Below are 13,727 nucleotides of genomic sequence, written 5' to 3' on the forward strand. Positions count from 1 at the left end.
CCGGCAAGGGTTCGGTCAGGGCCAGGCTCCGGTGGCTTCGACCATCCGCGGCAACCGGTGCTCGAATTCCGCGCGGACGTCGGCCAGCACGCGATCGAGCACGCGGCGCGCGCGGCGACACGCTGGCCGGATGCATCCCCGCCTTCCCTGGTCCCGGATGTTGCTTCGGCTTCAGCAACACCGTTGCCCTCGGCAACGCCGCCAGCAGAAACAGGTGGCCATCAAGCGCATTGGCGGCCACCGTGCAATCGGCTCCGGCGATTGATCGCGGCGATGCCGGCTGCCGGGACTGGCTCAGTCCAGGAACAGCGCGATCGCATCATTGGCAAAACGCAGGCCCAGCGGCGTTGGCCGCAGCCAGTCGGATCATCGTCCAGCCAGCCGTTGGCGCGGGCGCGATCGAAGCTGCCCGGCGATCGCCTGCCGCGACAGGCCGGTGCGGAGGCTTCGAACGTGGTCATCGGCACCCGTCGTTCCAGGCGCAGGGCATTGAGCATGAAGTCGAACGGCAGTCGCTTCGGATCGAGGGTTTCCTCGCCTTCGATGGCGTCCAGCGGTCGGCGGCCGCCATGTAGGCATTGGGCAGCTTGGTCTTCCAGCGCCGCAGCACGCGGTTTTCGGCCGGCAGGGTGAGCTTGCCGTGAGCGCCAGCGCTGCGATGCCCCAGGTAGTCGCCGAAGGTCAGTAGTTGAGGTTGTGCGCGCAGCGGTGGCCTGCGCGCGCCCAGGCGCTGACCTCGTACTGCGCGAAACCGGCCTGCGCCAGCCGGCCAGCGGGCTTCCTGCATGTCCCAGGCGCTGTCGATGTCGGAATGCCCTTGGGCGGGCGGGCGCCGAAGGCGGTGCCGGCTTCGAGGGTGAGCTGGTAGTGGCTGAGGTGGGTCGGGTGCAGGGCGAGGGCCTGCTCGAGGAGTCGGCCACGGCGCTCGCCAGCGTCTGCTGCGGCAGCGTCCAGATCGAGGTTGATGTTGTCGAAACCGGCATCCTGCGCCGCCTTGACCGCACGCTCGGCGTCGCCGCTGGAATGGATGCGCCCCAAACGCTGCAGGCTGGCGTCATCGAAACTCTGCACGCCGATGCTCAGGCGATTGACGCCCGCCTTGCGGTAGCCCGGAAAGGGGCCATGTTCCAGCGTTCCGGGGTTGGCTTCGAGGGTGATTTCCGCGTTGGGCGCAATCCGCAGCCGTGCGCTGGCCTGTTGCAGGAAGCGATCGATCGCCTCCGGCGGAAACAGCGAGGGCGTGCCGCCACCGAAGAACACGCTGTGCACGATGCGGCCCCAGACCAGCGGCAGATCGTGTTCCAGATCCGCGATCAGCGCATCGACATAGGCATCGAACGGCAGCGCGCCGCGTTGCTGGTGCGAGTTGAAATCGCAATACGGGCATTTGCGCACGCACCACGGCAGGTGGACGTAGAGCGACAGCGGTGGTGTGGTGAGCATGGCCTATTGTAGGAGCGCACCGCAGGGGCGCGACCGATCACACACCGTCATCGCACCCCTGAAGGTGCGCTCCTACGAGAGCCTGAAGCGCAATTGCGCCAGTGCAATCCCGCGATGGGAATCCCGATTCTTGACCGCCGCCGGCAATTCCGCCGCGCTGCAGCCATGCGCGGGCGAGAAGAACACCGGGTCGTAGCCGAAGCCGCCGGCGCCGGTGCGCTGGCGCAGGATGCGGCCCTCCCAGACGCCTTGGGCGATCAGCGGCAGCGGATCGTCGGGCCTGCGCAGCAACGCCAGCACGCAGACGAAGCGTGCCGTGCGCGCAGCGTCGGGCACCGCGTCCAGTTCGCGCAACAGGCGATCGATGTTGGCCGCGCTGTCGCCGTGGCCGCCGGCGTAGCGCGCCGAATGCAGGCCGGGCGCGCCGCCCAGCGCGTCCACGCACAGCCCGGAATCGTCGGCCAGCGCCGGCAGCCCGCTGGCGCAGGTGGCGGCGGGCCTTGATCAGGGCGTTTTCGACAAAGCTCAGCCCGGTTTCCTCGGCATCGGCAATCCCGAATTCGGACTGCGCGTGCAGGGTAAGACCCGTCGCCCAACTGGCTCGGCGCAATTCGACCAGATTTCCCTTGATTGGAAGAGGCGAGGACCAGCTGCATGAAGCGCCCATGTCATGTCGATTACAGGGAGCGCGCCACAGAGACGCGCTGGCGTTTGGCGGCCCCGATCGCGCCCCTGTGGTGCGCCTACAGAACCAGCGCGGCCTGCTGCGCGGCGAACAGCGGGCACAGCCTTGCTCGGCCAGCACCAGCAGGGCATCGAGTTCGTCGCCAGCGGAACGCTTTGGCCTTCAACCGGTGCCCTGCAATTCGATGAAGCCGCCGCCGTCGTTCGTCACCACGTTCATGTCGGTGTCGCAGGCGCTGTCCTCGGCATAATCGAGATCGAGCACCGGCACGCCGGCGTAGATGCCGACCGAAATCGCCGCGACCGCGCGGGTGACCGGCGAGCGGCGCTGCGGTTTCGGACGGATGGCACCGGAAGCGATCAGGCCGTCGATCGCATCCACCAGCGCCACATAGGCGCCGGTGATCACTGCCACGGTGCGGGTGCCGCCGTCGGCCTGGAGCACGTCGCAGTCGAGTGATGGTGCGCTCGCCGAGCAGCTTGCGGTCGATGCAGGCGCGCAGCGGCTTCGATCAGGCGCTGGTTTCGAGCGATGCGCCCGCCTGCTTGCCGCGCGCGGCCTCGCGGTCGCTGCGTGTATAAATTGACGCTGGCAGCATCCGTATTCGGCCGTGACCCAGCCTTCCTCGCTGCCGCGCAGGAAAGCGGGACCTTGTTGTCGACGCTGGCGGTGCGAAATACCCGGGTGTCGCCGAAGCTCACCAGCACCGAACCTTCGGCACATGTCGGGTGTAGCCGCGGACGATCTCCACGGTGCGCGGCTCGCCGGGCTGGCGGCCGCTGGGACGAGCGATGTCATCGCTGCAACGGAAAACGACAGGGCACTAGACTGCCATTCACGATTCCCGCAACCTGACCCACCCATGTCGATTCGCAGCACTGACCGCCAGTACCACCGCCGAGCGCGCAACCGCGTAGGGCGCGCTCAGCTGCGAGCGTGCGCGCGGTCAACCATCGATTTCTGGAACTGGGCGTGCGCCTGCCAGGAAGGGTGCGCGGCTGCGAGGCGGCGCTGCCGAGCGGGTGGCCGCGCGGGTGTCGCGCGGCAAGCTCGACCTCGTCCTGCGCCTGCGCGCGCCGGCCGGCACCGGCCTGGGGCTGGATGAGGCGGTGGTGGCGCGGCTGGGCGAACTGGCGCGCACGCTGGATGCCGCATTTCCCGCAGCTGCACGTCGAGGTTCACCGAAGCTGTTGCAGTATCCGGGGTCTTGCAGGTGGCCGGCGTCGATGTCAGGGCGCTGCGAGCCGAGGCGCTGGCAGTGCTGGAGGCGACCTTGGCCGCCTTCGTCGCGGCCCGAGAACGTGAGGTGAAGCGCTGGCGGCGGCGATCGCGAACGCCCGGCGCATCGCGACGATCGTGACCGATGTGCGCGGCCTGATCCCGGCGATCCGCGCCGGCCAGCGGCAAGCTGGGAGGCCCGCCTGGCCGAACTGGGGAACGGCGGTCGATCCCGGGCGGCTGGAGCAGGAACTGGTGCTGTGGCTGCAAAAAACTCGACGTCGATGAAGAACTCGACCGTCTGACCAGCCATCTGGACGAACTCCAGCGCGTGCTCACGCAGCCCGGCTGATCGGCCGCCGGCTGGATTTCCTGCTGCAGGAATTCAACCGCGAGGCCAACACCCTGGGCAGCAAGTCGGTTGACGCCCGCACCAGCACTGCCGCAGTGGAGTTGAAATTGCTGATCGATCAGATCCATGAGCGGATACAGAACATCGAGTGATTGGAAAAGAACCGTGATTGGTGATTCGTGATTCGTGATTGGATAAACGGCAGCCCTATAATGCTGAGTTTACGGCAGATAGAGTTCCCCGCCTTTGCCAATCACGAATCACCAATCACGAATCACCAATCACGAATCACGAATCACAATCACCAATCACCTGTCACCAATCACCAATCACCACTGCAAAGGCACCCTCTACATCATCGCGGCGCCCTCCGGTGCAGGAAAATCCAGCATCGTACGGGCGCTGCTGACTCGGGATGCCGGGCTTTCCCTGTCGGTGTCGTACACCTCGCGGGCGGCGCGGCCGGGCGAGGTGGATGGAGGCGGGATTACCACTTCATCAGCGCGGACGAATTCAGGGGGCGTGCTGGTGGCGGCCAGTTTCTTCGAATACGCCCGCGCCGTCCGGCGACTGGAAGGGCACCGGCCGGCAGGCGGTCAGGCCGCTGCTGGCGGCCGGGCGCGGCAATGCTGGAGATCGACTGGCAGGGCGCGCGGCTGGTGCGGCGAAAGTGCCGGAGGCCGGTGGTATCTTCATCCTGCCGCCGACCCGCGCCCGCGCTGGAAGAGCGCATGCGCAAACGCGCCCAGGATTCCGAGGACGTCATCCGGCGCCGACTGGCCGGTGCGCGTGAAGAGATGCGCCATTACGACGAGTTCGACTACGTCGTCATCAATGACGTGTTCGAAACCGCGGTCAGCGGATCTGCTGCATCCTCACCGCCAGCCGCCTGCGCCGGGCGGTCCAGGCCGCGCATCATGCCGCGCTGGTGGCGGCGCTGCTGGGCGAGGCAGACATGCCGGCCGGCCGGCAGCGGGCGGGGCCAGGCTTGCCTGGTGGCACCTGCGGCAGGCCGTCACGCAGGCGCCAAGCCACCCCGCGTTCATCCAGCCGGATTCAAACCGGCCACACTCCCGGCGTGGGCGCGGCGCGGTCGCCCATGCGAGGCAGCGACGTGTGCGCCCAGGCGGTGCCGGCCGGCCCGGTCGGGCGAGTGAATTTTCGGACACCGAGGCATGCGAATGCGACGTTTTCCTGCTGGCGTGCGGATGCCTGATCCTTTCAGGCTGCGCTTTCGTGACCTGCGCCCGAGCGCGGCACAGGTGCAGGTGCTGGCCAGCGCGCCGTCCGGCTGTGAAACCGCGGCGAGGTGGTGGTGACCATGACCCACCGAGGTCGCTTCTACGAGCGCGACGCGCTGCGGCTACGCGACGAACTGGAATCCTGGCGCGCAACCAGGCCGTCGAGTGGGCGCCAATCGGATCAGTCCGATGCAGGCGCCAGACCACGGCCGCCAACTTCGGCGATGTGGCGCTGCCCCTGAAGGCGAACGGGGCCCGCCGATCCGAAATTTCCATACGCCTGCGCATGGGGCGCGAATCGCGCTATCCTGCACGGTCCGGGGCGCCGTTTGCGCCAGTCTCGAGTCAAGATCATGTTGTTTCAACGCGTTGCCATTGCCGGTCTGGCCCATATCGATGCGCCCCGGCGCCTGACGTCCGAGGAAATCAATGCGCGGCTGAAGCCGACGCTGGACCGGCTGGGCATCCGGACTGACGTGCTCGGTGACATCGCCGGCATCCATGCGCGCCGTCTGTGGGACGACAACGTGCAGGCCTCCGATGCCGCCACCCTGGCCGGCGTCAAGGCGCTGGCCGACGCCGGCATCGACCCGGACAAGATCGGTCTGCTGGTCAATACGTCGGTCAGCCGCGACTATCTGGAGCCGTCCACCGCCTCGATCGTCAGCGGCAACCTCGGCCTGCCCGAGACCTGCCAGAACTTCGACATTGCCAACGCCTGCCTGGCCTTCATCAACGGCATGGACATCGCCGGCCGGATGATCGAGCGCGGTGAGATCGAGTATGCGCTGGTGGTCGATGGTGAAACCGCCAACAAGGCTTACGAGAAAACCCTCGAGCGCATGACCCGCGCCGACGTCACCGAGGCCGACTTCCGCAATGAACTGGCCACCCTGACCCTGGGTTCCGGAGCCGCCGGAATGGTGCTGGCGCGTGCCGAACTGGCGCCCGGCGCGCCGCGCTACAAGGGTGGCGTGACGCGCGCGGCGACCCAGTGGAACAAGCTGTGCCGCGGCAACCTCGACGGCATGATCACCGACACCCGCACCCTGCTGATCGAGGGCATCAAGCTGGCCACCAAGACCTTCGACGTGGCCAAGACCAAGCTGGGCTGGGTGGTCGGCGAGATGGACGAGTTCGTGATCCACCAGGTCAGCAAGGTCCACACCGCTGCCTTCACCCGGGCGATGGGCATCGACCCCAAGAAGGTAATGACGATCTTCGGCGAACATGGCAATATCGGCCCGGCATCTGTGCCGATCGTGCTGTCAAAATTGCGCGAAATGGGCCGCTTCAAGAAAGGCAGCCGGGTCGCCCTGCTGGGGATTGGTTCGGGCCTGAACTGCTCGATGGCCGAAGTGGAGTGGTAGTCCGGGAGGGGCGGCGCCGCACAGCCCGCCCGCATTGACGGCATACTGGTGGCGGGTCCAATCTCCGGGTGCCGCATGAACCGAAGCATGAATCCTGGCCGGCTGGCGCTGCTGCTGCCGCCGCTGGTGGCTCTGTCCGCCTGCGGCCTGTTCCAGGGTGATGGTGCCACCCGGATTGCGTTTCGGCTGGAATCCGAGGCCGGCCAACTGCGGGACTCCGGGGTGGCGGCCCACACCTTCAGCTATGTGCCCAAAGGCGGCTACGACGACTGCTCGGGCGCCTATGACGTGCAGTTTTCCGAGCGTGGGGGCCTGGTGGTCTGGTGCAAGGATGCGCAGGGCAAGACCGTGTCCAGCCACATCACCACCTACCATCTGAACTTCGTCCAGGTGCCCAGGACCTGGAACGTCGAAAAAAAGGCGGGCGAGGCGATGCGAGTTGAATTGACTCGCCAGGGTGATGCCGTGGTGGTCACCGACGTGCGCTGACCCGTCGGCCGGCGCGACGTTTCAAGGCGCCAGCGCCTCGGCCACCCGCTGCCGCAGCTCCGGCAGCAGCTCGGCCTCGAACCACGGATTGCGCGTCAGCCACAGCCGGTTGCGCGGGCTGGGGTGCGGCAGGGGCAGGATGCCGCGCCCGTCCAGATGGCGGCGCCAGGCGCGCACGCTGTCGGTCAGGGTGTTGCCGCGGTCAGCGCCCAGCAGCCCGACTTGCGCGTACTGGCCAATTGCCAGGGTCAGCCGGACCTGCTGCAAGTGCGGCAGCAGCCGTGGATGCCACTGCGGCGCGCATTCCGGGCGCGGCGGCAGATCGCCGCCCTTGCCGGTGCCGGGAAAGCAGAAGCCCATCGGGATGATGGCGATCCGGTCGGGGTCGTAGAAGACTGGCCTGTCGATCCCCAGCCAGTTGCGCAGGCGATCGCCGCTGGGGTCGTTGAAGGGAATGCCGGTCTCGTGCACCTTGCGGCCCGGCGCCTGACTGACGATCAGCAACCGCGCCGTGGGCGAGGCCTGCACCACCGGGCGTGGCCCGAGCGGCAGGAAGGCCTCGCAGATCCGGCAGGCGCGGATGCGCGCCAGCAGCGCGTCGAAGGATTCGGTCATGGTTGGGCATGATGCCAGCGCGGCAGTGAAGCGCGCGGCCAGACGGCGGGTTTCGATTTCGCGGGAATCTCGGGCATGATTCGGTTGCAGGCCGGAGACGCGCATGACGGACGAAAACAGATCGATCGACGTGCTGATCACGGTCAGCGCCACCATGGCCACCGTGTGCCTGGCCGTGGTAGCCATCATTTCGGCCAAGGATGCCGTCACCCACATCGATTCGATCACCGACGATTTTTTCCTGTTCGCCTCACTGGGGTTCCTAACGACGGTGTCGCTGGGCTACTGGTCCACCAAGCACCCGGACCGGGCCCGGGCGCGGAAGTTCGTTTCGATTTCCGAATGGTGTTTCTCGGCATCGCTGATCGCGATTCTTGCCGGCGGGGTCCTGCTGGTCTACACCTCGCTGTAGGCGGTGCCGTAGCAAGCGGTGCGCTGGCCGGTTGGCGGGGTGTTCTGCGTTGCTCCGTTGGCGGAGGGACCGAAATCCGCTGCCACCAGGGTGCCCGGTCAAATGTGTGGATGTCCGCTGTTGCCGCCGCATTCCGCATCGTGAGTCATGGCCCAACCGAGGAAGCCGACATGCGACGTATTGCGATCATTGCGTTATTGCTTACCCTGCTTGGATTGGTCGGTTGTGGCCAATCCGTCCCGCCGGACAAGCAGGCTTACATTGGCGAATGGCAGTCGGACGGCATGGCCGTCAACATCGCCGCGAACGGGAAGGTCATCGTCGTGAAGGAAGGGGCGAATGGCCGAACCAAGGTCGAAGCGCCGCTGCAGGGCTTCACCGGCAACGATTTCACCATCGGGCTCGGGCCGATGAAGACGACCTACACGGTGTCGGCGCCGCCGCACCAGGACAATGGCGAATGGAAAATGACGGTGGACGGCAAGGAGCTGACACGGGTCAGCGAATGACGGGCACGAGGCTGGACGCGGAGTGTTGAGCGGCGAACCCGACCGGGCGACCCGCGACGAATCGCAACCGCTTCTAGTCGAGTTGCCCGAAGCCACCGAACTTGGGCTGAAACGTCTGCGGCGTGAAACAACCGGAGTATCGCTTGCGTCCGCGCCGGCCGCCTGCCTGCGTGCTCGGCCCGCCGCGCAGGCGACGCATCCAGCTTCGATGCGCAGCCGCGGGCCATCCTTGGCCCGCTCGGACCGATCGCGCAGGCAGGCGGCCCTGTGGCTTCCTTGGACGGCAGCGTTGTGCCTTGCTGCTGACTTCGTGCGGCGGCGTCATCGGCGATGAGGGCGTTGTGCATGTTCGAACGGGCGTTGCCTGCGACAATGGCAAGGATGACCACGCCTTCTTTTCCTGACTATCCCTTCACCCCGCGTCGATTCGAGGTGCGACCCGGCATCGCCATGTCGTATCTGGATGAAGGGCCGCGTGACGGCGAGATGGTGCTGATGCTGCACGGCAATCCTTCGTGGAGCTATTACTGGCGGCACTTGGTGCTGGGCCTGCGCGATCGCTACCGCTGCATCGTGCCCGACCATGTCGGCATGGGCCTGTCCGACAAGCCCGACGATGCGCCCAACGCCTCGCCTCGCTACGATTACACCCTGCAATCGCGAATCGATGACGTCGCTGCGTTGCTGAACCATCTCGGCATCAGCGGCCCGCTGACGCTGGCGGTGCATGACTGGGGCGGGATGATTGGTTTCGGCTGGGCGCTGCGTGACCCGGAACGAGTGCGTCGGCTGGTCATCACCAATACCGCCGCCTTCCCGTTGCCGCGGCGCAAGCGCTTCCCGCTGCGCCTGGCGATGGGCCGCGATTCGAAGGTGGGTGGCTGGCTGATCCGCCGCTGCAACCTGTTCGCGCGCGGCGCGGCACGCTTCGGCACCGTGCGCCGACTGCCGAAGGACGTGCGACAGGCCTATACGGGCGTGTACGACGGCTGGACCAATGCGATCAGCACCTTGCGCTTCATGCAGGACATCCCGCTGCAACCCGGCGATCGCGCGATGGCGCTGGTCGAAGCCAGCGCGCAGGCGTTGCCGGGCTATGCCGATCGGCCGGCGGTCATCGGCTGGGGCTTGCGCGATTTCGTGTTCGACCAGCACTTCCTCGACGGCTTCCGTGCCGCGCTGACGAACGCGCAAGTGCATGCCTATGTCGACGCAGGCCACTATGCCTTGGAAGACAAGCACGAAGAATTGGTGCCACTGATTCGGGCGTTCCTGGAGCGCAATCCGGAGTAGTTCGGCGCCAGGTTAGATGTGTTTGCGATGCCATCCGGATCAAGCTGCCATCGCAGGTTGCTCCCCGGTGCTCGCTTGGTTGCAAGGGCACCTTGATCCGGGTGGGACAGCGCGCCGCGTTGCTTCGCTACAGGATCCAGCCGCCGTCCACGGTCAGCTCGGCGCCGGTGATGAAGCCGGCATCCGGACCCGACAGAAACGCCACGGCAGCGGCGATTTCCTCCGGCTTGCCGATGCGCTTGAGTGGCGTGGCTTCGAGGCCGGCCTGATTGGCTTCGGGCGGGTTGTTTTCCAGCATCGGCGTGTCGATGAAGCCGGGGTGGACCGAATTGACACGGATGTGCAGTGGCGCCAGTTCCAGCGCGGCGGTCTTGGTCATTCCGCGTACCGCCCACTTGGTGCCCACATAGGCCGCGGCGCCCGGGAAGCCCAGTTGACCGGCGATCGAACTGATGTTGATGATGCAGCCGCCTCCGGCTGCACGCAGTGGGACCTGGCCGTGTTTCATGCCAAGGAAGACGCCGAGCTGATTGATCCGGAACTGGTGCTCGACGTCGGCAGCTGCCGTCTGGGCGATTTCGCCGGGGTGAAAGATGCCGGCATTGTTGACCAGGATGTCCAGCCGACCGAAGGTGGCGGTGACTGCGGCCATGGCATCGATCCACGCCGTCTCGTCGCCGACGTCGTGGTGGAAAAACGCCGCCCGTGGGCCCAGTTCTGCAGCCAGTGCCTGGCCGGCGTCGGAGAGTATGTCGGTGATGGCCACGGCTGCGCCTTCCGCATGCAGCCTGCGGGCGATGGCTGCGCCGATGCCGCGTGCGCCGCCGGTCACCAGAGCAACCTTGCCTTCCAGTTTGTCGTTCATCCGGGATTCTCCGGGTCGGGGACTCCAGCCTGCGCGTGCCGGAGGAACCGGGATTTGATCGGCGTCAATTCCCGAATTGAATCGACGACCGATGCCGGGGACTGCGACGGTTGATGGGCGATAATCCCCCCATGGAGTCGAACTGCAACATCGCCGCGGCGCTGCCGAAGCTGGCGCTTGAAAGCCCGGAGCGGGCGGCGATCCGTTGCCCCGGCCGCAGCGGCGACTATGGCGAGTCGCTGAGCTATGCCCAGCTCGATGCGCGCAGTGATGCGATCGCGGCGGGCTTGGCCGGGCGCGGGGTGGCCCGCGGCAGCCGCTGCGTGGTGATGGTGCGGCCCACCCCGGACTTCTTCCTGCTGATGTTCGCGCTGTTCAAGCTGGGCGCTGTGCCGGTATTGATCGATCCTGGCATCGACAAGCGCGCGCTCAGGCAATGCCTGGCACAGGCGCAGCCGTCCGCCTTCATCGGCGTCCCGCTGGCCCTGCTGGCCAAGGCGCTGCTGGGCTGGGCGCCGATGACGACCCTGCGCGTGACGACCGGACGCGTCGCCCTGTTGTCGGATGCGACCCTGGCGCAGGTCGAGGCGGCGGGACGTGGCGCCGGCCCGCAGCTGGCGGACACCGCGCCCGATGACGTGGCGGCAATCCTGTTCACCAGCGGCAGCACCGGCGTGCCCAAGGGCGTGGTCTACCGGCACCGGCATTTCGTTGCCCAGGTCGAGATGCTGCGCAGCGCATTCGGGATCGAAGCCGGTGGCGTGGATTTCCCGACCTTCCCGCCGTTTGCCCTGTTCGATCCCGCGCTGGGCCTGACCAGCGTGATCCCGGACATGGACCCCACCCGCCCGGCCAAGGCCAAGCCGCGCAAGCTGCACGCAGCGATCACCCGCTTCAAGGCGGATCAACTGTTCGGCTCGCCGGCGCTGATGCGGGTGCTGGCCGAATACGGCGAGGCGCTGCCGACCCTGCGTCGGGTGACCAGCGCCGGCGCGCCGGTGCCGCCGGAGATCGTGCAGCGGATGCTGGAACTGTTGCCGCCGGAGGCGCGATTCTGGACGCCGTATGGCGCCACCGAATGCCTGCCGGTGGCGGTGATCGAAGGCCGCGAACTGCTGGGCCTGCGCGCGCGCACCGAAACCGGCGCCGGCACCTGCGTCGGCCATCCGGTGGCCGGGAACACGGTGCGGATCATTGCCATCGATGACAATGCCATTGCCGACTGGGATGACGCGCTGTCGGTACCCAAGGGCGAGGTCGGTGAAATTGTCGTCGCCGGCCCCAGCGCAACCGATGCGTATTTCGGACGCGAAGACCAGACCGCGCTGGCCAAGATCCGCGAACCCCTGCCCGATGGCAGCGAGCGCAGCGTGCACCGGATGGGCGATCTGGGTTGGTTCGATGAAGACGGGCGGCTGTGGTTCTGCGGGCGCAAGTCGCAGCGGGTGACTGTCGATGCCTTGACGACCCTGTACACCGAACAGGTCGAGCCGGTGTTCAACACCCACCCGGCGCTGGCGCGCACGGCGCTGGTCGGGGTAGGGCCGCGCGGCGCGCAGACGGCGGTGCTGTGCTTCGAACTCAAGCCGGGCAGCGGCGCCGACCCGAAGGAAATCGCCGACGAACTGCGGCATATTGCCGATGGCTTCGTGCATACCGCCAAGGTGGATGTGTTCCTGCATCATCCAAAGCCGTTCCCGGTGGACATTCGCCACAACGCCAAGATCGGACGTGAACAGCTGGCGCGCTGGGCGGCGGCGCGGATGGCGGCGGCGGGCGGCGGCTGAGCGATGCAGGTCCTGGTGACCGGCGGCGGCGGTTTCCTCGGGCTGGCGCTGTGCCGTGCACTGCGCGAACGGGGTCATGCCGTCACCAGCTTCAGCCGCAGCGCGCATGCCGCGCTCGAAACAATGGGTGTGCCGCAATTGCGGGGCGATCTGGCCGACCGCACGGCGGTGCTGCGGGCGCTGGACGGCGGCTTCGATGCGGTGCTCCACAACGCCGCCAAGGCCGGGGTCTGGGGGCGCCGCGCCGACTTCCACGCGGCCAATGTCCTTGGCACCGAAAACGTGCTGGCGGCCTGTCGTGCCCACGGCATCGGCAAGCTGGTCTACACCTCCACGCCCAGCGTGACGCATCGCGCCACGCGCCCGGTCGAAGGGGTGGGTGCCGATGAGGTGCCTTACGGCGAGCCGTTCAAGTCGCACTATGCCGCCACCAAGGCGATTGCCGAACGCGCGGTGCTGGCGGCCAACGACGATCGGTTGGCCACGGTGGCGCTGCGCCCGCGCCTGATCTGGGGGCCGAACGACACCCAGATCCTGCCGCGGCTGGTGGCGCGTGCGCGCAGCGGCCGGGTGCGGCTGGTCGGCGGCGGCGACAACCTCGTCGATACCACCTATCTCGACAATGCCGCGCAGGCCCACGTCGATGCGCTGGAGCACCTGCACGCCGGCGCCGCCTGCGCCGGCCAGGCCTACTTCATCAGCAACGGCGAGCCCTGGCCGCTGCGCGACGTGCTCAACGCCCTGCTGCGAGCGGCCGACGCGCCCGAGGTGCGCAAATCCATTTCCTTCCCGGCCGCTTACGCCATCGGCGCGGTGTGCGAGGCGCTGTGGACGCTGCTGCCGCTGCGCGATGACCCGCCGCTGACGCGTTTTCTGGCCGAACAGCTGAGCACCCCGCACTGGTATTCGATGGCACCGGCGACCCGTGATTTCGGCTATCGGCCCCGGCTGACGATGGCGCAGGGGCTGGCGCGATTGCGCGCCTCGCTGCACGCCGGCTGAGGCGCGGCCCGCCCCGTCTGCGGGGGATTGATCTGCTATGTTGGGGCGGGTTCCGTGGAGCGCGGCCGTGGGGAACGTCGTCTACCTGCCGACTGCCGACCGCCTCTGCCGCGACTGCGGTGGCCAGAAGGCGGTCGCGCACGCGGCGGAACGGATGGACCCGCTGCCGGGCCTGCTGCCGACCCGTCGGTGTCCGCACTGCGGTGACCGGGTCGAAGACCTGGCGCCTGGCCTGACCCTCCAGCAGGCGGCGGGGGTCAGCGGCTGCCACGAGTGCGGCACGGAAAGTGATGACCTGATCGCCTGCACGTTCGAAGGTCCGGCCGGCAGCGAGGTGTCGCACGCGTTTCTCTGTGAAGACTGCCTTGCGGCGCATGACGAACGGGTTGACCCGCGCTGAATCCCCGCGGGCGCGCTGAAATTGTGTAACCGCCGCCATGCTCGCT

Annotated in this window: 11 protein-coding genes and 5 pseudogenes; 11 read left to right on the forward strand and 5 right to left on the reverse strand. The window is 67.4% G+C overall.

Annotated elements, in window-relative coordinates:
- Positions 1-294 precede the first annotated feature (294 nt).
- The 3 pseudogenes from hemW to rph all read right to left on the reverse strand — a co-directional run bounded on the left by hemW (position 295) and on the right by rph (position 2,921).
- Positions 295-1,443 (reverse strand): annotated as a pseudogene (gene hemW, locus M9902_RS11235) (radical SAM family heme chaperone HemW).
- A 72-nt stretch (positions 1,444-1,515) separates the two neighbouring features.
- Positions 1,516-2,099: pseudogene (rdgB, locus tag M9902_RS11240) on the reverse strand (RdgB/HAM1 family non-canonical purine NTP pyrophosphatase).
- An 87-nt stretch (positions 2,100-2,186) separates the two neighbouring features.
- A pseudogene (gene rph / locus M9902_RS11245) lies at positions 2,187-2,921 on the reverse strand (ribonuclease PH).
- A 58-nt stretch (positions 2,922-2,979) separates the two neighbouring features.
- Between rph and M9902_RS11250 the strand changes: the two are divergent.
- The 5 genes and pseudogenes from M9902_RS11250 (at position 2,980) to M9902_RS11270 (ending at position 6,798) form a co-directional block, all read left to right on the forward strand.
- Positions 2,980-3,850 (forward strand): annotated as a pseudogene (locus M9902_RS11250) (YicC/YloC family endoribonuclease).
- Between the two features lie 94 nt (positions 3,851-3,944).
- Positions 3,945-4,118: pseudogene (locus M9902_RS11255) on the forward strand (hypothetical protein); the annotation flags it as partial.
- A 206-nt stretch (positions 4,119-4,324) separates the two neighbouring features.
- The gene (locus M9902_RS11260; RefSeq protein ID WP_297223061.1) at positions 4,325-4,855 is read left to right on the forward strand and encodes a hypothetical protein; all 531 of its coding nucleotides are present in this window, start codon (positions 4,325-4,327) and stop codon (positions 4,853-4,855) included.
- Between the two features lie 437 nt (positions 4,856-5,292).
- Complete coding sequence (locus M9902_RS11265; RefSeq protein ID WP_297171857.1) at positions 5,293-6,309, forward strand: 3-oxoacyl-ACP synthase III; 1,017 nt, start codon at positions 5,293-5,295, stop codon at positions 6,307-6,309.
- An 87-nt stretch (positions 6,310-6,396) separates the two neighbouring features.
- Positions 6,397-6,798, forward strand: coding sequence for a hypothetical protein (locus tag M9902_RS11270; protein ID WP_297171855.1), 402 nt, complete (start codon positions 6,397-6,399; stop codon positions 6,796-6,798).
- 21 nt (positions 6,799-6,819) lie between these two features.
- Here the strand turns inward: M9902_RS11270 and M9902_RS11275 are convergent, their stop codons facing one another.
- Complete coding sequence (locus M9902_RS11275) at positions 6,820-7,413, reverse strand: uracil-DNA glycosylase family protein (RefSeq protein ID WP_297223064.1); 594 nt, start codon at positions 7,411-7,413, stop codon at positions 6,820-6,822.
- A 103-nt stretch (positions 7,414-7,516) separates the two neighbouring features.
- On the opposite strand from M9902_RS11275, the gene M9902_RS11280 reads away from it, so the two are divergent.
- From M9902_RS11280 to M9902_RS11290, 3 genes are all read left to right on the forward strand, one after another.
- Positions 7,517-7,825 carry a hypothetical protein gene (locus tag M9902_RS11280; RefSeq protein WP_297171852.1) on the forward strand — a complete coding sequence of 103 codons (309 nt, stop codon included), beginning with the start codon at positions 7,517-7,519 and terminating at the stop codon, positions 7,823-7,825.
- Positions 7,826-7,935: 110 nt separating this feature from the next.
- A complete protein-coding gene (locus M9902_RS11285; protein ID WP_297223066.1) occupies positions 7,936-8,334 on the forward strand; it encodes a hypothetical protein in 399 nt (132 codons plus the stop codon).
- Between the two features lie 381 nt (positions 8,335-8,715).
- Positions 8,716-9,627, forward strand: a complete 912-nt coding sequence (locus M9902_RS11290; RefSeq protein WP_297223068.1) for an alpha/beta fold hydrolase — start codon at positions 8,716-8,718, stop codon at positions 9,625-9,627.
- Positions 9,628-9,754: 127 nt separating this feature from the next.
- On the opposite strand, the gene M9902_RS11295 is transcribed toward M9902_RS11290, so the two are convergent.
- Entirely contained in the window at positions 9,755-10,492 is a 738-nt protein-coding gene (locus M9902_RS11295) for a glucose 1-dehydrogenase (protein ID WP_297223070.1), read from the reverse strand.
- A 131-nt stretch (positions 10,493-10,623) separates the two neighbouring features.
- Between M9902_RS11295 and oleC the strand changes: the two genes are divergently transcribed.
- From oleC to M9902_RS11310, 3 genes are all read left to right on the forward strand, one after another.
- Positions 10,624-12,279 (forward strand): olefin beta-lactone synthetase, encoded by a 1,656-nt coding sequence (gene oleC, locus M9902_RS11300; protein WP_297223073.1) that lies wholly within the window; start codon positions 10,624-10,626, stop codon positions 12,277-12,279.
- Between the two features lie 3 nt (positions 12,280-12,282).
- On the forward strand, positions 12,283-13,281 hold the full coding sequence (locus M9902_RS11305) for an NAD-dependent epimerase/dehydratase family protein (protein ID WP_297223074.1): 999 nt from the start codon (positions 12,283-12,285) through the stop codon (positions 13,279-13,281).
- Positions 13,282-13,348: 67 nt separating this feature from the next.
- Positions 13,349-13,681: a hypothetical protein gene (locus M9902_RS11310; protein ID WP_297223075.1), complete on the forward strand. Its 333-nt coding sequence runs from the start codon at positions 13,349-13,351 to the stop codon at positions 13,679-13,681.
- Positions 13,682-13,727: the final 46 nt, after the last annotated feature.

It is taken from the genome of Thermomonas sp. (assembly GCF_023953935.1).
In the GTDB taxonomy this organism is placed as follows: Bacteria; Pseudomonadota; Gammaproteobacteria; order Xanthomonadales; family Xanthomonadaceae; genus Thermomonas.